We start from the raw sequence: 25,857 nt of genomic DNA, 5'->3' as shown, positions 1-25,857 counted from the left end.
CCATATTCCGTGTAAAGTGTGCGGGGAAGTAATCTGGGGCAAACTTACATCGGATAAACTTATATAACATATTCTGCTATGATATATAGGCGTTTAGTTATAGTGGACCCGTGTGAAATCATTCGTCCAACTTATATAGATAGAGAGATACAGGAGGCAGAGAGATGAACAAATTACAGGAAGAATTGCAGCAATTATTACCCTTGGAACAGTTTGACAGCATGTCGGGTGAGGAAGTGGTGGGGAGTGTTGCCATGGATCTGTATCGCGCGGAATTTGCGACCATTCGGGAGTGTGGACCTGAACTTCCACAGGTATTGCGAGATACCATCCTGATCATAGATCTGGATACAGAGCTGTCCATGAGTGGCATGACTGGTTTTCTTGAAAATGCGAGTGGGCGGTTTCTGGGTGAAACGATGGAAGCAATGCAGCGCATAGGCAATGATGCAGATGCAGAGATTCTGAAGAATATCCAGCATATGTTATCCGAAAGTGGTGTAACACCTGAGCTGTTAAGAGCGAATGTGAACGCACTCTCCGAGCAGGATGTGACGACGACCCTGAATACGCATGGACAGCAGATCCATGAGGTTTTACAACGGGTGGAGCTGGAAGCGGGTAATTTAAGCATGCAATCGGATAATGAAGAGGTATTTGAACTCCTTTATCAATATGTGGATACGAACAAAGATCGCCTGAAACAGGAGTTGGAGCACCTCTTGTCTAATTCAATCTGACACGCAGGAGGACTTCACTATGATTGTGATGATTAATGGGGCATTTGGCTCGGGTAAAACCTCTGCTGCAACCAAGCTGCAGCCGTTAATTCCGAACAGCATGATCTACGATCCAGAAGAGATTGGATACATGTTAAGAAACGTGATTGTGGATGACGTCCGAATGGATGTGGAGAAAACGGACGATTTTCAGGATATGGAGCTGTGGAAAGTCCTTACCGTGAAAGTCGCCCGTGAAATCAGGCAGAAGTATAACAAACATCTGATTGTTCCAATGACCATCTACAAGTCAGAGCAGTTCAGTTACATCCATCGGGGTCTGAAAGAGCTAGATACTGACCTTTTTCATTTTACCCTGATGACATCTATGGAAACATTACATGAGAGATTGTTGAAGCGCGGGGATAAGCCTGATGGATGGACTTTTCAACAAGCGATTAAGTGTGTCGAAGCATTCCATGGAGCACGCTTTGAAGAGCACATTCAGACGGATGGCCAAACGACAGATGATGTAGTGAATTTTATAACTTCCAAAGTGTTGTCAAACCGTAAATGAGGAGGAAAAATGATGAGTATCAACAAACGATTAGGTGTGGAATCCCTGTTGGTAACTTTGCTATTCACACTGGGTTTTATGGCTTGGAATGTCGTTCAAGGCATGTTAATGACGCTGAATCATACACCTGAAATGATGCACACCGATTCATCCGTTATGATGTTGCAGTCCAAGGTTGACTTTGGCTCCATTGCCCGTTGGGATACTACTTCCATTCTGATCGCTGCTGTTGGATTTCTCTTGCTTGCTGCCGCATACTATGGACTTCGATCGGGGATACAGCGCTGGACACAGCGTTCCTGATTTATTAATAAAAGAAAAGCATAGCCAAAAAACAGTTCTATACCAATGAAGTTGGTAGGAGAACTGTTTTTTTGTTTTTGTATCTATTTTTAATAGATTATAGATGCTTGGAGATGATTTCTTCCAGACCTTGCGCAACCGAATCCGCACCCCGTGCAAGGTGTCTCTCGTAGAGATGCAGTCGGACAAAGCTCTCATCCGTCCCCATCGCCTCCGAGAAAATGCCACCGAGTCCACGTGCGCGGCGGTCGATCTGAAGCAACAGTTCCAGTGAATCTCCCATCGGGTAAAACAATACTTCCAACTCATCCAAATAACCGCGGAATTTACTCGTTGGCACGAATTCAAATTCCTGTACAAATGGAAGATTGCCACCAAGCTTTGGAGCATAGTCATTGGTCACTTCACGCAGCTTGAAACCAAGGAGATCAATCGCATCAAGCACAGTGTGCATATCTTTTGTAGGAACTACATGGAGTCTGTCCCGGTCTGAGGGGTCCATGGCGCTTGAAATATCGAGGCCAGTTTCAACCCACACCTCTGCACGATGCAGTGTAATTGGAAGATTTTCTGGTAGATCAAAGGAGAAGGATTTCTCCAGTTTGGCACCAGGCTGTAATATAAAACCTTCGGTAAGCAAGTATTTGGCTACAATGGCAGTTTCATTTACTTTTCGATCATTGTGCTCCCGTATGTAATGGGTTTTGATCGTAAGGTAGATTCGGTCTACATTCTGTTCCACGTCTCCACCCTCGATGTACACGATCCCAGAGATGACTCCTCCAGGCGTAACCTCAGGTGTATGTAATTCTGTATTTACTTTGGCTGCTCCAACACCTACACTGGCTAACATTTTCTTAAAAAAAGACATTCATTCGACCTCCACATCCTATTGGTTTATCCAAGTGGCAAAATACGACTTCGAGCATAATACGGCGCCTACGAGAGAAGCGTTTCAAATTTTAACAAGCATAAGATGAGAATAGATAAAACTCTTAAGTGAGAAAAAAGTTAACCTATGGACAGGGAAATCGACTTATCTGTGTCGAATGTTGTTTAATATGGGATTTTCTTCTGGGGGGATATCTATTGGGCATGGAATGGTATGACATGATCGGACTACGTAACGGAGGATACAAGGGCAGATCGGTATTTACATGGGAGGGCAATTCCGCAGAAGATGTATTTGAAGCGCGCTTAATGCAGTTGCTGCCTCAGTATAAATCTGTGCTTGATGCAGGTTGTGGTCATGGTGAATTCACATTAAAAATGTCGGCCTATACCGATCATATTACGGGTTTTGACAACTCCAAGGAGCTACTGCGTATCGCTCAGGCTGGGCTTGTGGCCGGTGACGTTGGCAATGTTGAATTTGTCTGCGCTACAACCAAAACAGAGTTGCCCTTCGAAGACGAACAGTTCGACCTGATCTATGACCGCAGAGGACCTACGTCCATTATTGAACATGGGAGATTGCTGCGAAAGGGTGGCGTGATCTTTGGCATTCATACCGATGTAAGCAAGGTACGAGAAAGGCTGCATACAAATCAGTATGAAAACATTGAAATTGAGGAATTCAATGAGGCCCTAATGGTCTTCCCTGATGAAACAGAGTTCGCTATTTTTCTTTCCGATATCCCTGGCAACCCGGATTACACGCAGCCTGAGTACCATGAGCAGCTTCAAGTTAAGCTGAAGGAAATTCAGATTGAGGGGAGACTTGCTGTGCGTGAGCACAAATATATCTGGAAGGCCGTAAGGCGTTAAAGAAAGATTATAAAATATGATGCCTGACTTCGTATTTCAGATCTGGAGGTTGTGTTTTGGATAGAGAAACTTTAGAACAAAATTTAGGACCAGATAATGTGAATACCAGCTTCGAGCAGATGGTTAACGGGGAACGGAAATACAAGATGGTTTCAGAGGATGGCGGTTATTATTGCAGAACGATAGCTTCATCTCAGGGAGGATGGCAAAATAGCCACTTTCATAACCATATAACCGAGTTCTATGTTGTGCAGTCTGGTTGGATTGCTTATGCAAATTTTGCGAATGATCAGACGCTTGAAATCAGAGTTATGGGCGAAGGAGATCACATCATTGTGGAACCGGGAGTACACCATAATTTATATATGTCAGCTAATAGCGTTATCCATACGATTAAATATGGTTTGAATACACATAGTGATTGGTCTGCTTCTCCGGAACTGGACAGCGTTACACAGGCACTAATGGAGAGCGAATTACTTCAGACTTACGGTTAATCAGCTTGGGGGTAAATACATGCGTAGAAGTACGATATTTTGGCTAACTGGAGTTGCAATTGTTATTGTAGCAGCTTTCATTGTATATAATAATCTGGCTCCAAGCGTTACAGCGCAGGATGTTAACATGAAGGGCACGATTCGGCAGACAGCTACGGATGAATACGAGGTGCAATTAACCATTACACGCACAAAAGAAGACAAGGGTCAGCATACCGTATATCCGCTTGTACCTGGCTGGGGTTCAATATCTTTTGATGACAAAAAGGACAACCGATTTATTCGACCTACCTCCGTCGGCAGCACAGGTGCAATGGAAGAAATTTTTCGTCAAGCGTTACAGGGGCAGTCATCAACAGTGATTACTGAATTTGCGGGGTTCTCCATACCTGATGCAGTGGGCACGTACAAGGTTCGTTTTACCATTCATCCTTTGGGTGAGGAGGCAGAACTGATTCGGCAACCGATGATCTATTATGTTCATCAGGAAAAATTACTGGGCAAAGACCTGAGCTGGGTCTCAGGAGAGCCTCTGGAAATCATTAAGGAGTATGCAGAGTGATGCTAATTTATCAATGGAATGAGATTACGGTACGTTTACTGGATGAAAAGGATGAACAGCGCCTTGTTCAATGGTTGTCTGACCCAGCAGTACTTCAATATTACGAAGGCCGTGATCAGCCGCATGATCTGAATTTGGTCAGAGAACACTTTTATAGACAAGAGGATACGGCACATCGTTGTATGGTTGAACACGAAGGTAAACCGATCGGCTATATCCAGTTCTATGAACTGGAGGAGGAAGAACGGAATGAGTATGGTTATGGAGACACCGATGAAATCATCTATGGAACAGATCAGTTTATTGGAGAAACTGATTACTGGAACCGCGGTATTGGCACACAACTAGTAAAATCTATGTTGGGCTATCTAGTCAACGAAAAGCAAGCTCGGAAAGTGGTCATGGACCCGCAATCATGGAACGAACGAGCCATATCCTGTTACGAGAAGTGTGGTCTCAGGAAGGTCAGACTGTTACCAGAACATGAGCTGCACGAAGGACAGATGAGAGACTGCTGGCTGATGGAGTATGCCCCATAGGTAGTGCGCGGTGCTATATAAACCATTTAACCAAGGAGGAATGATCGATGGATTTGAGGTACCCAATTGGAACATTTGAACATACAGGCGAGGTTACATTAGAGCAGCGGAAGCAGTGGATTCAAGATATTGCGGAGTTGCCGGAGCGCGCCCGCGAAGCGGTCAAAGGATTGAGTGAAGAACAATTGAGGTTACCCTACCGGGAAGGTGGCTGGATGCTCAAACAGGTCATACACCATATGGCAGATAGCCATATGAATAGCATGGTTCGTTTCAAGCTGGCACTGACGGAGGATAACCCCACGATAAGACCATATTACGAAGAACGATGGGCTGAACTGAGTGATTCGCGGGAGCTGGATGTCGAGTTTTCTCTGCAAATCCTGGATGCGCTGCACCGTCGTTGGGTAGCGCTATTAAACACATTAACGGATGCAGACTATGCCAAAACCTTTTATCATCCCGCTTCCAAAGAAACGACCAGACTGGACTATAATTTGGGCGTATATGCATGGCATGGCAGACACCACATTGCCCATATTACCTCGCTTAGAAGCAGATTGGGAATCTAGTGGTGAAATAAATAACTTATTAAGGAGATTACATCGATGAATATACATATCAGACTTTTGGATGAGGGCGATCCGGTCGTAATTTCGCAGGCGTTTCAGGAACAGGGTTGGGCGAAATCGGCGGAGCAGTACATTCAATATCTTGCAGAGCAGCAGAATGGTGAGCGAGTGACTTTGATAGCGGAATTGGATGGAGCTTTTGCCGGTTACGTGAATGTATTGTGGAATTCGTATTACCCTTCGTTCAGGGAACAGGGTATTCCGGAAATTAATGATTTCAATGTGCTGATCAAGTATCAGCGTCAGGGAATTGGATCACGTTTGATGGACCGGGCAGAAGAAGTCATTCATGAGCGAACCGAAACTGCCGGGATTGGTGTCGGGGTGTTCTCCGATTATGGCAAAGCTCAAATTCTGTATGCCCGTCGTGGATATATACCAGATGGACAGGGCATTCACAAGCATGATCGTTATCTAAAATGGGGCGATGAAACGATCATCGACGACGATGTAGTGCTCTATTTAACGAAGAAGTTAAGCTGATCGAATCCTGAATAAAAAGGATTATAACGCTGTTGAGAGGACAGGGAATTACTTTCTTCTAAACAGCGTTTTTTACATATAATCAGACTGTTTTCGGCTCTAATCTTACAAGAAAAATAGAGTTGGATTGGGTGAAAATGTTATAATAGAGGGTAGTTGATTTAGCGTATAAACCGTGATGAAGCGGGCGATTTAAAGGGAAAGAGATCAATACATAAGAGGGAATGTGCAGGATATTTTGTATGAATTCGAGGAGGAATGTGTTCGTGGAGAAGACGATTAAAAATGTCCAGGATCTATATGACATGCTTGACGCAGAATTCAGATCAGCGAAGCAATTTTGGGAACCTTTTTACGCGGATCGGGAGCGACCAATCCCCTTCTTTCCAAACAAACCGGATGAAAATCTGGTAGCACATGTGAACTCAGGAATATTACCTGGGGGCAAAGCATTGGAGCTCGGTTGTGGCCCGGGAAGAAATGCAATATATCTAACACGTCAGGGTTATAAAGTAGATGCTTATGATCTTTCAGAGACAGCCATTGCCTGGGCCAAGGAAAGAGCTGTGGAGGAACAGCTTGAAGTGAATTTCGAATGCAAATCAGCATTTGAACTCACGCCACATGAAGAGTACGATCTCGTCTATGATTCGGGCTGTCTTCACCATCTGCTGCCACATCAGCGAATTCCCTACATACAGAAGATTCAGAACGGACTTAAACCTGGAGGGTATTTTGGAATGACCTGCTTTGCTCCAGGATTTGGCGGTCAGGGTGGACCGGAGAGCGTTATGGACGATTGGGAGGTATACCGTGAGAAGTCGATGAAAGGTGGTCTGGCTTTTACGGAAGAAAAGCTTCGCTATTTGCTGGAAGATCCTTTTGAATGCGTGGAGCTGCGACCGATGAAGGCGATGGATCAGGATGAAGATTGTTTTGGCTTGCCCATCCTATGGGTGACATTGTGGAGAAAACCAAACGTGTAGTCATAGATGAAGGATCAAAGATTTGACGTGTTTAACCAATATTGCACAGAGTGAGAGAAAGGCGGGGAGAATATGGGACAAAGGTATTTTATCATTACAGGTACATCCAAAGGAATCGGCAAACAGCTTGCGGAATTGTTATTGGAAAAGGGAGATCACGTCTACGGTATTGCACGCGGAACGTCTGACTTGGAGGAAGCTTACGAGCGTTACCAGCATGTTCAGTTTGATCTGGCAGATATTCATAGCATCGACGATCTTGTCTCAGGCATATTGGAACAGATTCCACCGCAAGAAGTTGAATTCATCGGGCTCATTAACAATGCAGCGATGCTGGAACCGTTGAAATCGATAGATCGGTGCAGTGCAGAGGAGATCAGTCTTAATCTGAACATCAGTTTGGCAGCGCCTATGATTCTGACTTCATCTTTTATACAACATACCAATCACCTGACCACACGCAGAAAAATAGTCAATGTATCGTCCGGGTCAGGCAGTTATCCGGCACCTTCAATGGCATCTTACTGTGCCTCCAAAGCTGGAATAAACATGTTCACCCAGTGCGTAGCGATGGAACAATCCGGGCAACCCAATCCCGTTGAAGTGATTGCATTCGATCCAGGGATGGTAGATACTGAGCTACAGGCTGTGGCAAGAGGCAAAAATGCAGAGGAATTTGCACTGTCTGAGGTATTCGGTCAGGTCTATGAAGCAGGCCAATTAAGATCGCCACAAGATGTCGCAAAGCAATTAATCGAACGGATGGAAGAAATCAGTGATCCAAGCAAGGTCCTCCATACTATGGAGGGATAACAGATTAACAGTTATACGTTTAGATTCATCTAAATTGATAAGAGATTATGGGTTTTATTTTGCCTCGAAATTTGTATTGATCTATTAATAGCGGTCGGAGTGGAAGAGACGGAATCGATTCTGAAGAAGCGGTAGCGTTCGCCTTTGTCACCTAATTTCTACATTTAATAAATCTAATAAAGGAAATTTGGGGACAACTGCGATCGGAAGAACGATCCGTATCTGGAACGGTCCCTCGTAGATTGTCAAACAATATGCTTCGGGCAATGCCCAAGAAGAACAGAAACGTGGTGAAGGTATATGTTTAAAATTATGCTCATTGAAGACGATGAATCGTTATTCAGTGAAATCAAAGAACGGTTATCCCAGTGGTCATATGACGTGTATGGCGTGCAGGATTTTGGCAAAGTGATGCAGGAATACAGTGCCATTCAGCCACAGCTGGTCATCATTGATATTCAGCTTCCCCAGTATGACGGATTTCATTGGTGTCGCATGATTCGAGCCCATTCCAATGTGCCGATTATCTTTTTATCCTCACGGGATCACCCGACGGATATGGTCATGTCGATGCATTTGGGCGCAGATGATTTTATTCAGAAGCCCTTCCATTTCGATGTGCTGATTGCCAAGATCCAGGCGATCCTGCGTAGGGTATATAACTACAATACAGAGCGGATTGAGCTGCGCACATGGCGTGGGGCTACCATTGAATATGTGAAAAATACGCTTACCTATAACAATGAATCTGTCCTTTTGACCAAAAATGAAATGTTCATTCTCAAAGTGCTAGTGGAGCACAAAAATCAGATTGTGACCCGGGAAGACCTGATTCGCAGTCTGTGGGATCATGAACATTTTGTGAGTGACAACACACTCACGGTCAACGTGAATCGCCTACGCAAGAAGTTGGAGCCGCTAAATCTGGATGGCTATATCGAAACGAAAGTTGGTCAGGGCTACATGGCAACAGAAGAGGCGGAAATATGATTGGTAAGTACATACGGGAAAAGCTAAGCTGGTTAGTGTTGCTTATAAGCATGCAGCTCATCTTTTTATTTGTAGCCTATATCGACACGTCCATTCCATTCCGATCCGTATCCTATATCGTCGTGCTGAATGTGGTGGTATGCATCGTTTTTATCTGGGCGAGATATCCAAGAGAGACTCGTTTCTACAAAAGATTAACTGCCTGGGATCATACCTATGATCCAGGGGATTTGGATATCGCTGAAAGTCCTTATGAACGGATTGTGCACGATGCCGTGACTTCCCAGACCGAACGTTATCGGAAGGAGTCCTCATCTCATTTTATTTTGCTGGAGCAAGAAAAGGATGAGATACTGTCCTGGATTCATGAGGTGAAGACGCCCTTAACCGCGCTGCAATTAATGATTGAGCGAATGCATGATGACAAGCTGCAGGGTCAGATGACGTATGAATGGCTGCGAATTCACCAACTGCTCGATCAGCAGCTTCACCAGAAGCGTATTCCATTTATGCATAATGATTTGTTTGTGGAAGAGACAGAGCTTGAACCGATTTTGAACGGCGAGATTAGAGCTTTGAAGTCATGGTGTATATCCAAACGGATTGGCTTCGACGTGTCATTAGATGTGACAAAGGTGCTGACCGACAGCAAATGGTTAGGTTTTATCATACGGCAGCTGCTTAGCAATGCGGTGAAATATAGTCATTCCTCTGACATTGTCATTGAAAGCAAGGAACAGGATGGGCACATCATACTGACTGTTCAAGATTATGGACGAGGGATCGAGGCGCAGGATTTACCACGTATCTTTGATAAAGGCTTCACTTCAACTCAGGGTAGACTGGAAGGAACGGCAACGGGAATGGGCTTGTATTTGACCCGACAGGTGGCACAAGCACTTCGTATAGACGTTAAAGTACAGTCTGCTCCCGGAGAGGGCACTAGTGTCAAGCTAACCTTCCCGAGAAAAAATGACATGATCCACCTAGCAGGCGTGTGACAACATTGTCACATGCTTTTTGGTTTTGTTCGGTGAATCGCACGATTAATTGGAGCATCCCGCCTATGATAAAGATATACCAAAGAGGAGTGAGTGGGATATGTTGATACTGGAAGCCAAAAAAATTCATAAAGTCTATGGCAACAAATTAAATAAACAGGAAGTCCTCAAGGGGATTGATCTCGGGGTAAGTAAAGGCGAATTTGTTGGGATTATGGGGCCCTCGGGTTCGGGGAAAACGACACTGCTGAATGTTCTTTCTTCGATCGATCGGGTAAGTCAGGGCACAATTGAAATCGAAGGCCAGGAGTTTACCGGCATGAAGGAGAAAAGGCTGGCTGAGTTCCGCAAAGACTATCTCGGTTTTATTTTTCAGGAATATAATTTGCTGGATACCCTCACGGTGAAGGAAAATGTATTGCTGCCGCTCTCGATTACGAGTATTCCGAAGCATGAGGCACACCTGAAGTTCGAACAAATCGCCCGTGAGCTGGGCATATATGAGCTGAAAGACAAATATCCATCCGAAATCTCGGGTGGACAGAAACAGCGAACTTCAGCCGCCCGTGCGTTTGTGCATGATCCGAGCATTATTTTCGCTGACGAGCCGACGGGTGCACTCGATTCCAAATCGGCTTCGGACCTGCTTGGCAAAATGAGTGATATGAACAGGAAGCATCAGGCTACGATTATTATGGTTACACATGATCCGTTTGCCGCAAGTTATTGCAGCAGGGTGATTTTCATCCGGGACGGTCAGATCTACACCCAATTAAATAAAGGAGACGAGTCCCGACAAACTTTCTTCAACGATATTATCAAAACTCAGGGCGTGTTGGGTGGTGTGCAGCCATGAGCCTGAACTACATCATCTTTCGCAATCTGAGGAAAAACCTGAAAAATTATTATCTTTATGTCTTTGCCCTGATTTTTAGTGTGGCCCTGTATTTTTCCTTTGTGACCTTACAGTATGATCCCTCCATGGATGAGGTTGCTGAATCAACGAAAGGAGCGGCTGCGATCGGCGCATCCTCCGTGTTACTGATTGTTATTGTGGGCATTTTTCTGCTCTATGCCAATACGATCTTTATCAAGCGACGCAGTAAGGAGATCGGTTTGTTTCAGCTAATCGGACTGACGAAGGGGAGAATATTTGGCATCTTGAGTGCGGAAAATTGCATTCTCTACTTTGGTTCTATGGTAATCGGTATTCTAATCGGGTTTCTGGGTTCCAAGCTGATATTGATGATTTTGTTCAAAATTATTGGCGTTGATGTGATCACAAAGCTATACTTCTCACCGATGGCGCTAGTGCAAACGCTGATTGTCTTTGCTGTCATGTATCTGCTTATCATGTTGATGAATTACACGTTTATCCGAGCCCAGAGTATTCTATCACTCTTTCGGGTGTCTTCTACAACAGAGCAGCAGGTAAAGAAGTTATCTGTGGGGCAGATTCTGATGGGCATCTTGGGTATTGCTCTGATCGTGTTCGGTTACATCCTGTCTGCACGGCTGTTCAGCGTCGAGAAATTGGATATGCAGCAGTTAATGTACACCATGATTTTGATTTTGTTCTCGGTCATTCTGGGGACATATCTATTCTATAAAGGTTCCGTCAGTTTCATTTTTAATATGATTCGCAAAAGCAAAAAAGGTTACCTCTCCATTAACGAGGTATTGTCGTTATCCTCCATCATGTTTCGCATGAAGTCGAATGCCTTGCTGCTGACCATTATTACTACTGTATCGGCACTCGCCATAGGTATGTTGTCGCTCAGTTACATTTCCTATTATTCGGCAGAGGCTCAGGCCAAGGAAAGTCTGCCAGAAGATTTTTCATTTGCCCAGGTTGATGTGAAAAATCGTTTTGTAGCTGAGTTGGATAACAAACAGATTCCATATGAAGAGAAACACAGACAACCTCTGTATATTGAAATTGACGCACACAAGGTGATGAATGACTCCACAATGGAAGAGCTGTTGTTCAGCAGTGTAGTAAGTGACAGCATGGTAGATAACATTGATCTGAAACCAGGAGAAGTCGTTTTCATGGGATACGGCAATGTGATTCAGCAGTTCTTTTCCATTCGGGAGGAAGGTCCCATTGTTCTGCACGGGTTGAAGAAAACGATTGACCAGCAATTGATTGGAATCTCCAAACAGGGCGTGCTTCCCGTATATTACAACAAAGGTACGCCAGTAGCGGTTGTGGATGAATCGGTTTATGCGGAGCTTGCGCAGGATCTTGATCCGAAAATTCAGGAGGTGGAAAGGACAGATTATTACGGTGTGCAAATTACAGATTCAAGTCAAGACGAGAATGCGTATGCCATTTTTGCAGATCTGAAATTGGAAGCTCCAAGCTTCTCCCAGATTGAATTCAGAAATAATCAACGTACCAGTATGGGCCTAATCATGTTCATTGTTGGTTTCCTGGGACTGACTTTCTTGATTACATCCGGGTGTATCCTCTATTTCAAACAAATGAATGAGAGCGAAGAAGAGAAATCAAACTATACCATTCTGCGCAAACTTGGATTTACTCAAGGCAATTTGTTACGCGGAATTCAGTTCAAGCAGTTGTTTAATTTCGGCATTCCCCTTGTTGTGGGACTGAGCCATAGTTATTTTGCCGTGAAATCAGGCTGGTTCTTCTTTGGCACTGAACTTGCCACACCAACTGTAATCGTTATGATTGTGTATACGTTGTTGTATTCAATCTTCGGCCTGTTGTCCATATGGTATTACAAGCGAGTGATCAAGGAATCATTATAGATCAGAGGATGAGCAACAAAGGAATACAGTAAAGAATTCCGAAGAAGGGGTAACTGTATGATATACAGTCTGCCCTTTCTTTTTTTTGTGAAAAAAAGGAGGATGACGCAAGACTTTCGTTCAAAAATGTGTGGGGCATGGCCGTGGTTCCTTGTATACTTAGGGTATCTGAATGTACATACAATGAATCGGAAAACGGGCACCATGGTGCTGATTCAGGAGGATCTCATGCAACAGGAACATACCGCTGGTCTCCACGGAGACTGGCTTCAATTTATGATTTTAACAACCAAACTGGAATTGCCACCCTTGCCAGCGGATACAATGGACCGTCCACGGCTCAGTTTGCAGCGCAAAGAATTGTTTCGATCCAAAGTCACTTTGTTAACTGCCCCGGCCGGTTCAGGGAAATCCACACTTCTAGGCAGCTGGGTGAGTAATGAAGCAGTACATGCGGCCAGTGTCTGCCTGGATGATAAAGATCAGGACCCACTTCAGTTTTGGCTCTACATTATTCATGCATTGGATCGAGTGAGAGAGGGGCTCTGCGGAGATGTTCTGCCACACTTTTTGCAACGGTATCCGATAGATCCAAGGTCAGCTTTAATATTATTGTTGAACCGTGTTGCCCAGGCCAATCAACAGGCACTGCTTATTCTGGATGACTATCATGCAGTAACTCAGCCTGAGATTCATGAGCAGATGCAATACTTTATCGAAAATCTTCCCCTGTCCATTCATCTGGTACTGTCAAGTCGCACCTATCCTCCATTCAAGCTTGAGAAGCTGCGTCTGAGAGGTGAATTGAAGCACTTCACGCTTCAGGAACTGGCGTTTACGACAGAGGAGGGCATTGAATTTTGCCAGGAGATTATGCAATTGGATATTGCGGGGGAGGATGCGCGTTGTTGGGTACAGCAGACGGAGGGATGGGCTGCCGGATTGAAGCTGCTGGCTTTATCTCACGCATGGGGTGCAGACTCTTTGGTCAGTCCATCCACTTCCCTGTCTCGTGAAGATCACGGGCAGCCTGGGGAGAGGACAATTTCGGATTACCTGCTTGAAGAGGTGTTTCAGCGTCAGTCACCCGAAATGCAGCAATTTCTGCTCCGGACAGCGATCACTAGAAGAATGAACAACAGTTTGTGTCAGGTATTAAGTGATATGCAGGAAGCTCCGCACTTGTTAAGGCAGCTGGAAAAGGAACATCTCTTCCTTGTTCCACTGGATCGGGAAAGGCACTGGTATCGGTATCATCATTTGTTCTCTGCATTTCTAAGGCGTGAGCTGGCTCGTTATGGCACAGAACAGGTGGATGAATTACATGCTCTTGCTGCACATTGGTATGAGCGGCAAGGATATCCCGCTGAAGCACTGGATCATTATATTCTCGGACAGCATATGCAGGACGCAGCCCGACTGCTGGAAGAGCTGTTTGCCCACTTTATTATGGGAGAGTGGTGGACGCTCCGGCGATACTTCGATGTTTTGCCACTGGAGATTGTGAAAGCACGTCCGAAGTTATATATGTCCTACCTGTTTCTAGTCGCGAGCGAAATGCCTTATGGACAGATGGTGAAGCAGCTTGATGAACTGGAACACGTCATCCGGGTGCATCTTCAAGGGCAGCTTGAACCTGAGATTATCGGGTATTTGCTGCAAGTCATTTGTGTGATGCGAGCCTACATGGCTTATCTGAACAGAGATTTGGATGGGCTCGCTCATTATTTGGTGTCCTATATCGATCAGGGATATCCCGATGATATTGCCTTTCAGTATATGGATTATGATCGGAGAGAGAGCATGCGCCTACGCAGCTTTCATGGCGTTAATGGCTATTTACGGCGTGCGGAAGCTTGCTTTGGGGCGATTACGGAACGTTGGTTAGCTGAACATGCCTATGTAACGTCCTACTATGGTGTCGGATATGGTGAAATTTTAATGGAACAGGATCGGTTATCAGAAGCGGTAAGTTATGCGGATCGAGCCCTTGAAGTGGCTTTGCAGATCAAGGTAGCTGCGCTGCTTGTTCCCGCGTATGTACTCAAAGCCAGACTTGAACTTACATTGGGTCGACCTGAGGAAGGCGTGAAGCTGCTTCAACAGGTCACAGGTTTGTTATCTGTGAAGGATATGGACTACTGGCAACCAGCCCTGGAAGCACATCAACATCGAATTTTACTTGAAGTGAGTCCCGTGGAATCGGCTCAAACCATTCTGGCTAAACCAGCAGGCGAAGGCAGTATGGCAGCTGAGACCAGCTGTGATCAAATCTTCCATTCCATGGTTCGTATACGTGCGATGATTGTCCTTGAGCAGTATGATTTTGCACAAGAGGAACTGAGACGAATCCGTAACCAGGCTGAAGAACGGGATTGGCTGACTGAACAGGTAGAATGTGCTCTGCTGGAATCCATCATGCTGCAAAAGCAAGGATTCACAGATGCCAGTGTTGCAGCATTATCCCGTGCCTTGGTGTTGGGGGGACCGGAAGGATATATACGTTCATTCGTTGCAGAAGGTGAGCAGATTAGGCGGTTGTTGCAGGACTACCTGTATTTACGCCGTACGAAGGCGATACAGGATGATGGTGTGAAAATGGCTTATGTGAAGCAGTTATTATCGGCATTCGCAAGAGACAAACGGGCAAGGGGCCTCTCCTCTGTAGGGGAGGCAAAACTGGATACGAAGGAAGTGGGGCTCAGTCCGATGGAGCAAAAGATATTCGGTTATATCGCTGAGGGCCTGACCAGCAGACAGATTGCTGTCGAGTTTGGTATCTCACCCGGCACTGTTAATACACACATTCGCCGAGTGTTCGCGAAGCTGGGTGCGAGTAGTCGCACTCATGCTGTACAAATTGCTGAGCAGCGGGGATTGTTATGATGAGCTGAAACGCTGTCTACTCTTTTGTAGACTGTTTTCCAACTATAGTCTCTCCTACAATGAAAATAATCAAATAACGCTGACGAGTCTTTGCTGACTCCAGGGTTATGTTCATGTAGGAGGTAACGTTAAGAGATGACAACACGTATATCCAAACAAAAATTTTGTTCTAAAAATAAGAACCGTAGGGTCTCGCCTTATTTGGCGGCTCTTCTGTCTTTATCCGTCATTACTGTTCCCGGAACAGTGAGCGCAGCGACCGATGCAGTAAGTATTCGTGACTTGCATCAGGCAGCACCGTGGGCAAGGCAAGCCATTGAAAGAGCTGCTGAGCAACAGATGATTCTGGCGGACGAAGCAGGGAACTTCAACCCGAGCGCAACGTTGACAAGAGGGGACCTTGCGTACACACTGGCACAACTAATGGAAATGAACATGTTGTCGTCAGCTCAGCTTCCAGATCTGTTATTTAAAGATCTGGATAGTAACGTTGAGAATGGATCCTATATTCATGCTCTCAAATTAGCCGGAATCATGAATGGTTATCCGGATGGTACGTTTCGTCCAGGCGGTCTGGTGACAAGGGAAGAGCTGGCAACGACGATTATACGAATGCTCAAGAGTAAGGGATATGATGAAGCGTTACAACTGACCAAAGAGTTGTCATTTAAGGACACGTCCAGCATCAGTACCTGGGCTTTGCCAAGTGTACAACAGGCCGTTGAATTGGGGATTTTGAAAGGGGACAATGGAAACTTTGTTCCGAAGCGCTCCACTTCCAGACAGGAAATGGCCGTGATCGCACTACGCACAACTGAAGTGATTAAAGCGCTTGAAGAAGCTGCGAGTCCAGAGGGCGCCAATCCGGAATCCAATGCTAATGAACCAGGAAAGGTAACTGAGGTGCAGGGTACAACTTCAGGCGGCAATGACGCAGGAAACGGTAAAGGAAACACAAACGGTAATTCCGAGGCGACGCCAGGAAGTGGAAATGGAAGTTCGGGTGGAGGAAGTGGATCTGCACCAACAACTCCGACGAATCCTTCCACTCCGTCCAATCCAGGTACGGGAAACAGGGCTCCAGTGATCGTTAGTGGCGGTTTGCCTGATCAGGAAATTACATTGGATCACGCCTCACTGGACTGGCAAACCTCCTCTTATTTTAGTGATCCAGATGGTGATGAATTGCAGTTCAGTGTCATAGCAGGAGATGAAACCATCGTTTCCTCCACTGTGGTGGGCCAAGTAATTCGACTTGTACCACAGGCTGTTGGTGAAATAACGCTGACGATCAAAGCTGTCGATGATCAGGGCGCAAGTGTCACGGCGAAACTCAAAGTTAAGGTACTGGCCAATACGATAAGTCGACAATTTCCTGATCCACATTTGGCTGGAGCCATTGCATATTGGTTGCAAAAGGATGTGGATGATCCGCTGACCAAAGATGAATTGGCGGAAGCTCTCGTTCAGACAAATGGGGGATTGTATGCGAGGAATGCAGGCATTTCCGATCTGACAGGAGTCGAGATATTCAAGGGGTTAAATATAACCGAAATAGATCTGTCCGGAAACGACATAAGCAAGGCGGATGCCTCTGGATTCGATCGCTTGAATTGGCTGGATTTATCCGGTAACCAACTGACGGAGATCAATGTTACGGAACTGGATCAGCTGGAGTATCTGAATCTCGCGAATAATCGACTGGCTTTAATGGATGTTAGCGGACTACATTCCTTACAGGAACTTGATATGAACAGTAATGAGCTTGTTCATTTACCCATTGGAATTGCTGAACTGTCTGATCTGCAATACTTGGATGTGAATAACAACTCCATATTCCTGAGAGAAGAGCCTGATTTCACACTGCATCACACGTTGCTGCAACGTGTGTACATGTATGATTTTGATGATGCTCCCCCCGTGCTGGTGGAGGCACCTGCGGGTAATACCGCTTATGTTAATGGAGATGAGATTGAGATCGACCTGTCCTTCATGTTTGAGGATGAAGATGACGCTAGGTCAAGCCTCAAACTTATGGCTGACTCACCTGATCCACAATTGGCAGATGTCAGAATGGTTGGACAGAAATTATATGTTAGAGCACTGGGGACGAGTATTGAGCCTATTCGGATTGAGGTGAAGGCTACGGACCCACTGGGCAAAATGGCTATAGGTCACGTGTACGTTGATCTAAGAGAATTAGAATAGAGTATTCTACATCAGGTATAAGTGGACTATAGTAAGTTAAACTAACGTGCCTTCCCTATATGGAAGGTGCGTTGTTTTTATTTTGTAGGAGATAAGTTCATGTTAAAATATGCAAGAAACGAATGTGGCTTCGAGTGACATCGTCAAACGATGATCAACTGGAAAGAAGGAAATAATCTCATGTTATCGATTCATCAAGCGGAGTACCAACAGAAATCAACTTTGCGCAATCTGATGGAATTGTACAAATACGATTTTAGTGAGTATGACCCGGAAGATGTTAACGAAAACGGGTTATATGAGTATGTGTACCTGGACCATTATTGGACAGAAGCGGGCAGACATCCTTTTTTGTTTCGAGTAGAAGGACAATTGGCGGGATTCGCACTGATTCGTGAAATTGAGAGTGAACAGGGGACGAGTGTATACGAAATGGCAGAGTTTTTTGTAATGAAAAAGTACAGAAAGCTGGGAGTGGGTGCGCAAGCCGCCATTCATGTGTTCAATCTTTTTCCCGGAACATGGAAAGTAGCGGAGATGGAGACAAATGAGCCTGCTCAGATTTTCTGGCGTAAGGTCATTGCACGCTACACCGATAATAAATACCAAGAGCTTAGAGAACCTGACTGGGATGGTCCTATTCAGATGTTTACTACGAAGTAAGAACGAGAAAGGGAGAAGATGATGACCCAAATCAATATCTATCCAAGTACTCCGGAGGATTCAGAATATGTTCGCCAGCAACTTATCGCATATAATGCTGCGCATGTGAGCGAGGAATTAAGGCATCGTTACGAAGAACTGAATTTCAATATCAAAAATGAGACCGGCGAGATTGTTGCAGGTGTGCTTACTACACTTTGCTGGAATTGGCTGGAGGTTGATATACTTTGGGTGAATTCTGAACAACGGCATCGGGGATATGGTTCTCGGTTGTTGCTTGAAGTTGAGCGAATTGCGCGAGAGAAATCTTGTGATTTTGTCATGTTGAACACATTCTCATATCAAGCACCGGAATTTTACAAGAAGCATGGCTACCAATTGATCACAACGATCGACAATGCACCGACCGGACACAGTCATTATTATTTTAAGAAGGACCTAACTTAAGCAATGTATGCGAAATAGGACAAATCAGGAGGATTATTATGGTTACCATTAAAGCAATCGAACTTGAGGATCTACCGGCGCTAAGTCAGTTATACAACGAATTGATGGGTACACCGACTAATGAACAACAGATGCAGAAGATGTTTCACTATATCCAGCAAAATGGACACTACCATGTACTCGGTGCATTTTACAATGGCGAACTGGCCGGATCAGTTATGGGTATTGAATGTATGGATCTGGCAGGTCAGTGCAATCCCTTCATGGTTGTGGAGAATGTGATTGTATCCGATCAGGTACGCAGACAAGGAATTGGTCAGAAGCTTATGCTTCAGATTGAGCACATTGCGAGAGATCTTGGATGTGAATACATGATTCTGGTGTCTGGTGATCAGCGTAAAGAGGCTCATATTTTTTATGAAAAGCTGGGCTTTAAAGATGAGAAAGTTCAGGGTTATCGGAAGCATTTTAATTAATCAATATAGCACGGAAAATGTCTAATCGGTAGAAGGACTACTTAAGGAGCAGGGCGAATAAGGCATAGTCTTGAAATAAATGAACTGATATGAGGGAGGCACTCTCGTGTTCAAAAAATGGGCTAATGTCTTGATGATTCTGAGTTTGGTATTCGCTGTATGTTCCCCAACATCCTATGCCGCTGCCAAGACGGTTAAAGTAACCGTGACGCTTGTCAGTGCAGAACTGGTGGAAAACAATTCCGTTGGTAATGAATGGGCCATTGGGGCAAGTGTGAACGGCAAGAGCCTGGAGGAGGGTTCGTCGGTTACGTTGAACCTGAAACCTACAGATACGCTTAAATTACAAGCGAATGCCGAAGAGCAGGACAAAATTCCTGATCAGGGAAGCAAAAGTATGAACGTTAAGGTTTCCTCTATTTCCAAATCAACCAACAAGACTCTATCGGTTGTCGTGACGGAGAACAGAGGCCGTTATTCGGGTAACACAGCGACGTGGGAGTTCAAGTTTAAGATCAGTAAGAAATAAAATAGGGCCCGATCATGTAAAAGAGAGCCTAGCGCTCTTTTTTTTACTTTATACGGATAACCTTGAACTGAAGGAATGTATAGTTTCGGGAAGGATCTCTCTTTGGTAAAATAAAGAAAGTTATGGGCAGGGACGTATATATTTCATTAAAGTTGTAGTGAAGACAAAAGGAGGTTAACCAGATCATGCGTATTGTAGATAACATTAAAGTCTGGGGGGAGCCGCTGGAGAATGCGGTAAGTCAGGCGGTGACTTGCTCGCAGTATGGAGATGTACTGGGCGTGGCTCTAATGGCAGACCATCACAAAGGATATTCACAGCCCATCGGGGGCGTGGTTGCCTACCGGAACATGATCAGTCCGTCAGGGGTTGGATATGATATTGCCTGCGGCAACAAGGCTGTGCGCACCAACCTGATGTGGGATGATATCCGGAATCAGATTGCTGTCATTATGGATGACATTAATGCAACCATATCCTTCGGTGTAGGACGCAACAATCCAAATCCTGTGGAGCATGAGTTGTTCGATGATGCCAGCTGGAAGCTGTTTGATACCATTGAGCATGAGCTACAGCACAAGTTGAAGACACTCGCACGCAACCAGCTCGGGACGGTAGGTAGTGGCAATCACTTTGTCGACATTTTTGTGGAAGAGGCGACGGGTAAAGTATGGATTGCAAACCACTTTGGCAGCCGTGGCTTTGGGCATAAGGTCGCCAGTGGTTTCCTGAACCTGGCTGCCGGACGTGCATTTAGTGGCAAAGCGCCGGGAGAATCGATGGACCAACCACCAACACTGTTTGATCTCAAGAGTGAAATGGGTGATATGTATTGGGACGGGATGACTTTGGCCGGCCGGTATGCATACGCAGGGCGAGATTATGTGATTGAACAGGTGCTCGGCATTCTCGGGGCGAGCGCAGAGTATTCGGTTCATAACCATCATAACTTTGCCTGGAAAGAACAGCATATGGGCGAAGAAGTGGTGGTGGTCCGCAAAGGAGCAACGCCGCTGGCACCGGGCCAGCTCGGTTTTGTGGGCGGAAGCATGGGAGATATCTCGGTAATCGTGGAAGGAATCCACAGCGAAGAGAATACCGAGTCTTTCCGCAGCACCGTGCATGGTGCAGGTCGGATTATGAGCCGAACCCAAGCGGCTGGCAAAATGAATTACAAGCTGCGCACACGTATGGGCGGCGAGATCAGCGAGGAACAGATGCGAGCGGCAATTCGTGCATATGGTGTGGAGCTTCGGGGTGCAGGCACGGACGAAAGTCCTTTTGTGTACAAGAAACTGCAGGATGTGCTGAATGCGCATGCGCATACCTTGAAAATCAACCATACCCTTCGCCCCGTAGGTGTCGCGATGGCCGGGGGTAACGAATTCGACCCGTATAAGGACTAGTTAGATATGTTCAACTCAACATTTACACAACAACGGAGAGGACAGAAATAACCTGAAGAAGCGAAGCTAAAAGCTTTCTGAAAGAAAGCTGCATCGGAAGCATAGACCTCGCCTTTATCCCCGGATTTTTCCCTTTGGAGAAGAGAATCAACAAAATCTGGGGATAACAGCGATCGGAAGGTTGTTCTGTCATCGGAGTGCCAATGTAAATATTTATTAGTTGAACTTATATAGAAAGAAGAAGGTGAACCTCATGAGAAATTGTGCGATATACAGCTCGCAGTTTGACCTAAATCAGTTGTTTGAAATAATTCAATCCATATACCCTCAGGATACAATTGAACGTAAGGAAGACAAAACCCATATTCAAGTTACACGCAAAAAGTTATTTAGTAAGAAGACAAAGGGCTTCAATATCATGACGAGCCAGACCCACCCTGAAGAATTTACGGCTATGATTCAAGGGATGCTGGGGTTTCTGAGTCAAATTGAGGGAAAGAATGCTTCGCTGCAGGAGAAGGTACTGATTAAATGCTCTACACTGAATATGGTTGTTGGCATCGAGACGGAAGAGGACATTTCCGAAGAATTCTTTAATGAATTATTACATCTGGCCGATGCCCTGGATGCAGTCATTTTCTGGGGAGGTGGCTCCTTGCTGAATGCGCAAGGTCAGCTGCTGTTGGATGTCAACGGAGAATCCGAAGTAGAGGATTACAAAGTGACAGCGCACACCAGTTTTCTGGATGATGTCAGACCCCCGTCGGAATCTGCAATGCTGCGCAAAGAGCGCTCCGAGCAGCTTCTAAACGAGCAAGGAATCCCATTCAATGTTCATTTGCCTGCAAGAGCGGGGGATGAGCATACTACGATCCGTAGTGTGGAACAAGTTGCAGAGCGCGCGGTAGCCCTTTGTATTGCAGCTCTCAAAGGTGAATGCCTTGGAGCGGGGGAGAGCGCAGAAGATACAGCAGCGCTGGTCCAGGAAGTAATCGACAAGTATGATGCAGCTTCATTCTTTTCACCTGTGGAGAGAAGATTTGTGGAGCAGCATGGGGCAGAGCATCAGGAGGTTATCTCCTTTTCATGGGGATATGAGGCTTATCATGTGATGTTATGGGCGCTTGGCTACGTCAAAGAACTTGGAGCACCGGTAAATCTTTGTAACGTAGGACAGGATGTAGGATATTTACAGCAATGTGACGATGTTGAAGCCTTTGTAGCCGGGGCACAGCTTCGCTCCATAAGCGAGATTTTGGATGCAGCGGATCTAATCTACCGGTACAACTGGGTGTGTGTAGACAGTCGTGTGAAGGAGCAAACACCTCCTGGGGGTCTGAATGGCGGAGTGGCCTACGAACGTCACCGTGCGCTCAATTGGTTGATCTGTTATCTGGATCAAGATTGGGATGATGTACGGACAGATACTTAGAATAGACTTTTAATATCAACTATTTTTTATATGGCATTCAAATTCAAATACCCCCAAGCCAGTCGAATACTGGTTATGGGGGTGTTTTGCTGTCTATGGGTACCTTATCTTTTATCCGCTATGTCTTCCATACTGTTCCCGAATCATCACATCAGCAAGAATCAGCTTTTTCTCTACATTACTCTCCGGGTTCACAATTCGCCATAACATCTGGTCGACCGCACGCGCACCAAGCAGTTCCTTGTTCACATTAACTGTGGCGAGTACAGGGATATTATCATACACATTATCGAAACCGGTGACTACGCACTGATCGGGTACACTAATCCCTATGCTCTCCAGAGCCTCGATGGTGTATAGCGCATAGAAGTCATTGGCACAGACAAAAACCTCAGGCAAATTCCCCTCATGAATGACCGAAGTGAACGTCTTGTGAAAATCATCCACATCCGGGCTGCTTAGTTCGGGGATCTGATTCATTTCCAATCCATGACCCATCAATACCGAAGTATAGGCGACCCATCGTTCATAGAAGCTGTGAGCGTCACTGGTGTTTCCAACAAACTGAAACCGCTTGAATCCCTTGCGTAGAAGGTAGAGCATAATGTCACGCATGGAAGCAAAATTGTCTGTGAAAATACTGTCACTGTGAAAGACAGGGTCGAGGTGATCCACCATGACAACAGGAATGCCCAGACGTTTAATTTCAAGAAGAATGGGTGTTGAGATGGAGCCAACCGTAATAATGCCCCGAATGGCATCCGGATTCAGCAATGTGAATAGTTGATCCGCCGAAGGCTCTGTCAGAGTAAGAATATTGATGCTTTTCTGGTTCAGTCTGGAGGATATCCCGTTAAAGACAGGCCCCCAGTATACGGATTCCTGATTCTGATAACGAACATTAGGAAACAAAATCAAAATGGTGCCACTCCACCGCGTGTTTTGCGGGTCCTGAAGTTCATTGCTGCTATACATATCACCAGACAACATGCTGTTATCTTTGAAATATCCAAGTTTGCCAGCGGCCTTAAGAATAACGTCCCGTGTCTGCTCACTAACACCTGATTTTCCGGACAGTGCTCGTGAGACCGCAAATTTCGACAGACCTGTAAAATGTGCTATTTCCTGAATTGTTACCTTCGTCTTCATCATACCATCCTTACACTCGTAGTTCTGCCGTATTCCTTACATTGTGCAATAAAGCTGTTTCTAGTATATCATGTTGTATTTCTCTTAATCTAATAACGGCTGTAGAAGTTAAAATGTTAGTGTCCCATACATGTAACGACGGAGATAGACCACGGTGATGGACATGTTGCAGGAGAAAAAGGCGAATTTTGAATAGTTTATTATCTTTTTGTTATTTTATAAAATAACAAAATAATCAAAATGATTTTCGTTTTGGATATGGGAGTACTCAGAAATGTATTCGGATAATATGCTATATGATAAGCTTTTAAAGCGATATAACAGCATTTTATCAGAATAATTAGAAAATGTTAACAATAAAAATGTTGACGCTTACATTATGCTATGTTAAATTTTGTTTGTCAAAACCAAACGATAAAATAACAAATGGTGGTGATCATCGAATTTCATTAGGATAAATGGGAGACAGGGAGTTATGCCGGACCATGATTTGTATACACATTCGGGGAGGTTGTTAAAATCGTGACTAAAAAATGGAACGTTTTGCCGCTCATGTTATTGGCCGTAATGCTTTTTGTATCCGCTTGCAGTGGTGGGGGGACGGCTCAGCCGGCTGATGATGCTCCAGCGAATACGGGCAATAGCACTGGAACCGTCGAGACAGACAAAGAAGGCGGAACAGAAGAAGTGGCAGTCGATGTACCTGATTTGGGTGGGCGTGTCATCAAGGTTGCGGCCTGGTGGGATCTGAAGCCAGCGGGGGAGACCGCTTCGGATAAAGCGAGACTAGATAAAATCGCTGAAGTCGAGAAGAAATACAACGTAAAAATCGAGTTCGTGAATGTACCATTCGAAGAATACATGAACAAATTTACAACGACAGCGCTGGCTGGCGAACCGTTCGCAGACATCGTTCAGATGGAGTACAAATCCGCATTACCCGCCATCCTCAAAGGGCAACTGCTTCCGATCTCCGAATTCACCACAGCTGAGAATAACATCAACCAAGAGGCAAATCTGATCGCAAAATACCCTGCCATCGCAGGCAACTACTACGCATTTGAATCTCCAACCAGCATCGGTCTGGGACTTCACTATAACCGTGACTTGTTCAAGAAGCTGTCGTTACCTGATCCTCAGGAGCTTTATAACAAAGGCGAATGGAACTGGGATAAATTCTTGGAACTGGCGAAACAAGCGACCAAGGATACAGATAACGACGGAAAAATTGACGTATACGGGTTCTCCGGCTGGGCTATTGATGTGCTTCGTCACTTTACTGCAGCTAATGGCGGCACGATTGTAGATGACGAACATTCAAAAGAAGGATTGTCCGATCCGAAAACGATTGAAGCTGCCGAATTTGTCAAACGCTTGTATAACGTCGAGAATGTTGTAAAAGTCAAAACAGGTGACAAAACGAACTGGGAGGAAAGCAACACATTCAAGGATGGAGATGTGGCTTTGTTCACTGCTGCGGAATGGCAGTTGGGCGATATCACCTTTGCTGCCGGAGTCGTACCAATTCCGAACGGTCCTCAGGGCAGCAAGGATGTAACATACGCCAACAACGCTGCCTCAGCAAAATTCATTCCTAAAGGTGTGGAAGATCCTAAAATTGTATACCAAATCTATGAAGAAACCTTCGACATTCCACAGATCGAAGAGTACCCAGGTCAGGATTACCTGGAAAGCCGTTATACCGACGAGAAGGACATCGCCATGATTCGGGAGCATATCGCTGGAACGGGCCGCATCTTGCTGGATGACGCCTACGCGGGTTATCCAATCGGTGACTATGTAAACGACATTATCAAAAACAATGCTTCCGTTACAGCAACAGCCGAGAAGTATAAAGCGCAGGCACAAGCAGCAGTCGATAAGCTTGGCAAACAGTAATTTCAGCATGATTCAGACAGGGGTGCCTCGTGTCCGGGCTCACGCACGGGTACCTCTTTTTCTGTATCACGAACTAAGTATTGCTGGCATCAGCCTTGATGAGGAGGGCTCGTAA

27 protein-coding genes are annotated in these 25,857 nt (G+C 45.3%); 25 read left to right on the top strand and 2 right to left on the bottom strand.

Annotated features, from left to right (window positions below; translation table 11 throughout):
* Nucleotides 1-164: 164 nt before the first annotated feature.
* From MHB84_RS04635 to MHB84_RS04625, 3 genes are read left to right on the top strand one after another with little or no spacing between them, the layout of a single operon-like run.
* Nucleotides 165-740 carry a DMP19 family protein gene (locus tag MHB84_RS04635; RefSeq protein WP_076290011.1) on the top strand — a complete coding sequence of 192 codons (576 nt, stop codon included), beginning with the start codon at nt 165-167 and terminating at the stop codon, nt 738-740.
* 19 nt (nt 741-759) lie between these two features.
* Entirely contained in the window at nt 760-1,296 is a 537-nt protein-coding gene (locus tag MHB84_RS04630) for an AAA family ATPase (protein ID WP_072734113.1), read from the top strand.
* Between the two features lie 12 nt (nt 1,297-1,308).
* A complete protein-coding gene (locus tag MHB84_RS04625) occupies nt 1,309-1,599 on the top strand; it encodes a hypothetical protein (protein ID WP_076290010.1) in 291 nt (96 codons plus the stop codon).
* A 97-nt stretch (nt 1,600-1,696) separates the two neighbouring features.
* Here MHB84_RS04625 and MHB84_RS04620 read toward each other — a convergent pair whose 3' ends face one another.
* Complete coding sequence (locus tag MHB84_RS04620) at nt 1,697-2,470, bottom strand: sporulation protein (protein WP_076290009.1); 774 nt, start codon at nt 2,468-2,470, stop codon at nt 1,697-1,699.
* A 224-nt stretch (nt 2,471-2,694) separates the two neighbouring features.
* On the opposite strand from MHB84_RS04620, the gene MHB84_RS04615 reads away from it, so the two are divergent.
* The 20 genes from MHB84_RS04615 to MHB84_RS04520 all read left to right on the top strand — a co-directional run bounded on the left by MHB84_RS04615 (nt 2,695) and on the right by MHB84_RS04520 (nt 22,694).
* A complete protein-coding gene (locus tag MHB84_RS04615; RefSeq protein ID WP_256716855.1) occupies nt 2,695-3,366 on the top strand; it encodes a class I SAM-dependent methyltransferase in 672 nt (223 codons plus the stop codon).
* A 56-nt stretch (nt 3,367-3,422) separates the two neighbouring features.
* The gene (locus MHB84_RS04610; protein WP_076290007.1) at nt 3,423-3,863 is read left to right on the top strand and encodes a cupin domain-containing protein; all 441 of its coding nucleotides are present in this window, start codon (nt 3,423-3,425) and stop codon (nt 3,861-3,863) included.
* 19 nt (nt 3,864-3,882) lie between these two features.
* Nucleotides 3,883-4,425: a hypothetical protein gene (locus MHB84_RS04605; RefSeq protein WP_076290006.1), complete on the top strand. Its 543-nt coding sequence runs from the start codon at nt 3,883-3,885 to the stop codon at nt 4,423-4,425.
* Nucleotides 4,425-4,964, top strand: a complete 540-nt coding sequence (locus MHB84_RS04600) for a GNAT family N-acetyltransferase (protein WP_076290005.1) — start codon at nt 4,425-4,427, stop codon at nt 4,962-4,964. Before MHB84_RS04605 ends, MHB84_RS04600 begins: the two co-directional genes overlap by 1 nt.
* A gap of 47 nt (nt 4,965-5,011) precedes the next feature.
* Entirely contained in the window at nt 5,012-5,536 is a 525-nt protein-coding gene (locus MHB84_RS04595; protein ID WP_076290004.1) for a YfiT family bacillithiol transferase, read from the top strand.
* Nucleotides 5,537-5,572: 36 nt separating this feature from the next.
* Complete coding sequence (locus tag MHB84_RS04590; protein WP_076290003.1) at nt 5,573-6,079, top strand: GNAT family N-acetyltransferase; 507 nt, start codon at nt 5,573-5,575, stop codon at nt 6,077-6,079.
* 305 nt (nt 6,080-6,384) lie between these two features.
* On the top strand, nt 6,385-7,065 hold the full coding sequence (locus tag MHB84_RS04585; RefSeq protein WP_256716854.1) for a class I SAM-dependent methyltransferase: 681 nt from the start codon (nt 6,385-6,387) through the stop codon (nt 7,063-7,065).
* 72 nt (nt 7,066-7,137) lie between these two features.
* On the top strand, nt 7,138-7,878 hold the full coding sequence (locus MHB84_RS04580) for an SDR family NAD(P)-dependent oxidoreductase (RefSeq protein WP_076290001.1): 741 nt from the start codon (nt 7,138-7,140) through the stop codon (nt 7,876-7,878).
* Nucleotides 7,879-8,178: 300 nt separating this feature from the next.
* Nucleotides 8,179-8,868 (top strand): response regulator transcription factor, encoded by a 690-nt coding sequence (locus tag MHB84_RS04575; RefSeq protein WP_076290000.1) that lies wholly within the window; start codon nt 8,179-8,181, stop codon nt 8,866-8,868.
* Nucleotides 8,865-9,869, top strand: a complete 1,005-nt coding sequence (locus tag MHB84_RS04570; protein WP_076289999.1) for a sensor histidine kinase — start codon at nt 8,865-8,867, stop codon at nt 9,867-9,869. The genes MHB84_RS04575 and MHB84_RS04570 overlap by 4 nt, the downstream gene beginning before the upstream one ends.
* A gap of 100 nt (nt 9,870-9,969) precedes the next feature.
* Nucleotides 9,970-10,725 (top strand): ABC transporter ATP-binding protein, encoded by a 756-nt coding sequence (locus MHB84_RS04565; protein WP_076289998.1) that lies wholly within the window; start codon nt 9,970-9,972, stop codon nt 10,723-10,725.
* Nucleotides 10,722-12,647 carry an ABC transporter permease gene (locus MHB84_RS04560; RefSeq protein WP_076289997.1) on the top strand — a complete coding sequence of 642 codons (1,926 nt, stop codon included), beginning with the start codon at nt 10,722-10,724 and terminating at the stop codon, nt 12,645-12,647. Before MHB84_RS04565 ends, MHB84_RS04560 begins: the two co-directional genes overlap by 4 nt.
* Nucleotides 12,648-12,830: 183 nt before the next feature.
* On the top strand, nt 12,831-15,533 hold the full coding sequence (locus tag MHB84_RS04555; protein WP_341143003.1) for a LuxR C-terminal-related transcriptional regulator: 2,703 nt from the start codon (nt 12,831-12,833) through the stop codon (nt 15,531-15,533).
* Nucleotides 15,534-15,668: 135 nt separating this feature from the next.
* Nucleotides 15,669-17,741 (top strand): S-layer homology domain-containing protein, encoded by a 2,073-nt coding sequence (locus tag MHB84_RS04550; RefSeq protein WP_076289995.1) that lies wholly within the window; start codon nt 15,669-15,671, stop codon nt 17,739-17,741.
* A gap of 180 nt (nt 17,742-17,921) precedes the next feature.
* Nucleotides 17,922-18,404 carry a GNAT family N-acetyltransferase gene (locus MHB84_RS04545; protein WP_076289994.1) on the top strand — a complete coding sequence of 161 codons (483 nt, stop codon included), beginning with the start codon at nt 17,922-17,924 and terminating at the stop codon, nt 18,402-18,404.
* A 21-nt stretch (nt 18,405-18,425) separates the two neighbouring features.
* Complete coding sequence (locus tag MHB84_RS04540) at nt 18,426-18,851, top strand: GNAT family N-acetyltransferase (protein ID WP_083678956.1); 426 nt, start codon at nt 18,426-18,428, stop codon at nt 18,849-18,851.
* A 38-nt stretch (nt 18,852-18,889) separates the two neighbouring features.
* On the top strand, nt 18,890-19,327 hold the full coding sequence (locus tag MHB84_RS04535) for a GNAT family N-acetyltransferase (protein WP_076289992.1): 438 nt from the start codon (nt 18,890-18,892) through the stop codon (nt 19,325-19,327).
* A gap of 106 nt (nt 19,328-19,433) precedes the next feature.
* Complete coding sequence (locus tag MHB84_RS04530; RefSeq protein WP_076289991.1) at nt 19,434-19,856, top strand: hypothetical protein; 423 nt, start codon at nt 19,434-19,436, stop codon at nt 19,854-19,856.
* A gap of 185 nt (nt 19,857-20,041) precedes the next feature.
* On the top strand, nt 20,042-21,262 hold the full coding sequence (locus MHB84_RS04525) for an RtcB family protein (protein WP_076289990.1): 1,221 nt from the start codon (nt 20,042-20,044) through the stop codon (nt 21,260-21,262).
* Between the two features lie 418 nt (nt 21,263-21,680).
* Nucleotides 21,681-22,694, top strand: coding sequence for a DUF4272 domain-containing protein (locus MHB84_RS04520; RefSeq protein WP_256716844.1), 1,014 nt, complete (start codon nt 21,681-21,683; stop codon nt 22,692-22,694).
* Nucleotides 22,695-22,805: 111 nt separating this feature from the next.
* On the opposite strand, the gene MHB84_RS04515 is transcribed toward MHB84_RS04520, so the two are convergent.
* Entirely contained in the window at nt 22,806-23,846 is a 1,041-nt protein-coding gene (locus MHB84_RS04515; RefSeq protein ID WP_326065286.1) for a LacI family DNA-binding transcriptional regulator, read from the bottom strand.
* 549 nt (nt 23,847-24,395) lie between these two features.
* Between MHB84_RS04515 and MHB84_RS04510 the strand changes: the two genes are divergently transcribed.
* Both MHB84_RS04510 and MHB84_RS04505 read left to right on the top strand, forming a co-directional pair.
* Nucleotides 24,396-25,742: an ABC transporter substrate-binding protein gene (locus tag MHB84_RS04510; RefSeq protein WP_076290152.1), complete on the top strand. Its 1,347-nt coding sequence runs from the start codon at nt 24,396-24,398 to the stop codon at nt 25,740-25,742.
* A complete protein-coding gene (locus tag MHB84_RS04505) occupies nt 25,729-25,857 on the top strand; it encodes a hypothetical protein (protein ID WP_341143002.1) in 129 nt (42 codons plus the stop codon). The genes MHB84_RS04510 and MHB84_RS04505 overlap by 14 nt, the downstream gene beginning before the upstream one ends.

This window comes from Paenibacillus sp. FSL F4-0087 (assembly GCF_038020215.1).
Lineage (GTDB): Bacteria > Bacillota > Bacilli > Paenibacillales > Paenibacillaceae > Paenibacillus > Paenibacillus taichungensis.
The sequence above is the reverse complement of the archived record's forward strand: the minus strand, read 5'-3'. Positions and strand labels throughout refer to the sequence as shown.

Bases quoted from the DNA above. Each gene is read 5' to 3' on its own strand.
- MHB84_RS04515 (WP_326065286.1), bottom strand. From the start codon at position 23,846: ATGATGAAGACGAAGGTAACAATTCAGGAAATAGCACATTTTACAGGT.
- MHB84_RS04620 (WP_076290009.1), bottom strand. From the start codon at position 2,470: ATGTCTTTTTTTAAGAAAATGTTAGCCAGTGTAGGTGTTGGAGCAGCC.
- MHB84_RS04565 (WP_076289998.1), top strand. From the start codon at position 9,970: ATGTTGATACTGGAAGCCAAAAAAATTCATAAAGTCTATGGCAACAAA.
- MHB84_RS04535 (WP_076289992.1), top strand. From the start codon at position 18,890: ATGGTTACCATTAAAGCAATCGAACTTGAGGATCTACCGGCGCTAAGT.
- MHB84_RS04605 (WP_076290006.1), top strand. From the start codon at position 3,883: ATGCGTAGAAGTACGATATTTTGGCTAACTGGAGTTGCAATTGTTATT.
- MHB84_RS04510 (WP_076290152.1), top strand. From the start codon at position 24,396: ATGTTATTGGCCGTAATGCTTTTTGTATCCGCTTGCAGTGGTGGGGGG.
- MHB84_RS04615 (WP_256716855.1), top strand. From the start codon at position 2,695: ATGGAATGGTATGACATGATCGGACTACGTAACGGAGGATACAAGGGC.
- MHB84_RS04595 (WP_076290004.1), top strand. From the start codon at position 5,012: ATGGATTTGAGGTACCCAATTGGAACATTTGAACATACAGGCGAGGTT.
- MHB84_RS04630 (WP_072734113.1), top strand. From the start codon at position 760: ATGATTGTGATGATTAATGGGGCATTTGGCTCGGGTAAAACCTCTGCT.
- MHB84_RS04545 (WP_076289994.1), top strand. From the start codon at position 17,922: ATGTTATCGATTCATCAAGCGGAGTACCAACAGAAATCAACTTTGCGC.
- MHB84_RS04590 (WP_076290003.1), top strand. From the start codon at position 5,573: ATGAATATACATATCAGACTTTTGGATGAGGGCGATCCGGTCGTAATT.
- MHB84_RS04570 (WP_076289999.1), top strand. From the start codon at position 8,865: ATGATTGGTAAGTACATACGGGAAAAGCTAAGCTGGTTAGTGTTGCTT.
- MHB84_RS04580 (WP_076290001.1), top strand. From the start codon at position 7,138: ATGGGACAAAGGTATTTTATCATTACAGGTACATCCAAAGGAATCGGC.
- MHB84_RS04635 (WP_076290011.1), top strand. From the start codon at position 165: ATGAACAAATTACAGGAAGAATTGCAGCAATTATTACCCTTGGAACAG.
- MHB84_RS04560 (WP_076289997.1), top strand. From the start codon at position 10,722: ATGAGCCTGAACTACATCATCTTTCGCAATCTGAGGAAAAACCTGAAA.
- MHB84_RS04525 (WP_076289990.1), top strand. From the start codon at position 20,042: ATGCGTATTGTAGATAACATTAAAGTCTGGGGGGAGCCGCTGGAGAAT.
- MHB84_RS04600 (WP_076290005.1), top strand. From the start codon at position 4,425: ATGCTAATTTATCAATGGAATGAGATTACGGTACGTTTACTGGATGAA.
- MHB84_RS04550 (WP_076289995.1), top strand. From the start codon at position 15,669: ATGACAACACGTATATCCAAACAAAAATTTTGTTCTAAAAATAAGAAC.
- MHB84_RS04555 (WP_341143003.1), top strand. From the start codon at position 12,831: ATGAATCGGAAAACGGGCACCATGGTGCTGATTCAGGAGGATCTCATG.
- MHB84_RS04575 (WP_076290000.1), top strand. From the start codon at position 8,179: ATGTTTAAAATTATGCTCATTGAAGACGATGAATCGTTATTCAGTGAA.
- MHB84_RS04585 (WP_256716854.1), top strand. From the start codon at position 6,385: ATGCTTGACGCAGAATTCAGATCAGCGAAGCAATTTTGGGAACCTTTT.
- MHB84_RS04540 (WP_083678956.1), top strand. From the start codon at position 18,426: ATGACCCAAATCAATATCTATCCAAGTACTCCGGAGGATTCAGAATAT.
- MHB84_RS04625 (WP_076290010.1), top strand. From the start codon at position 1,309: ATGAGTATCAACAAACGATTAGGTGTGGAATCCCTGTTGGTAACTTTG.
- MHB84_RS04520 (WP_256716844.1), top strand. From the start codon at position 21,681: ATGACGAGCCAGACCCACCCTGAAGAATTTACGGCTATGATTCAAGGG.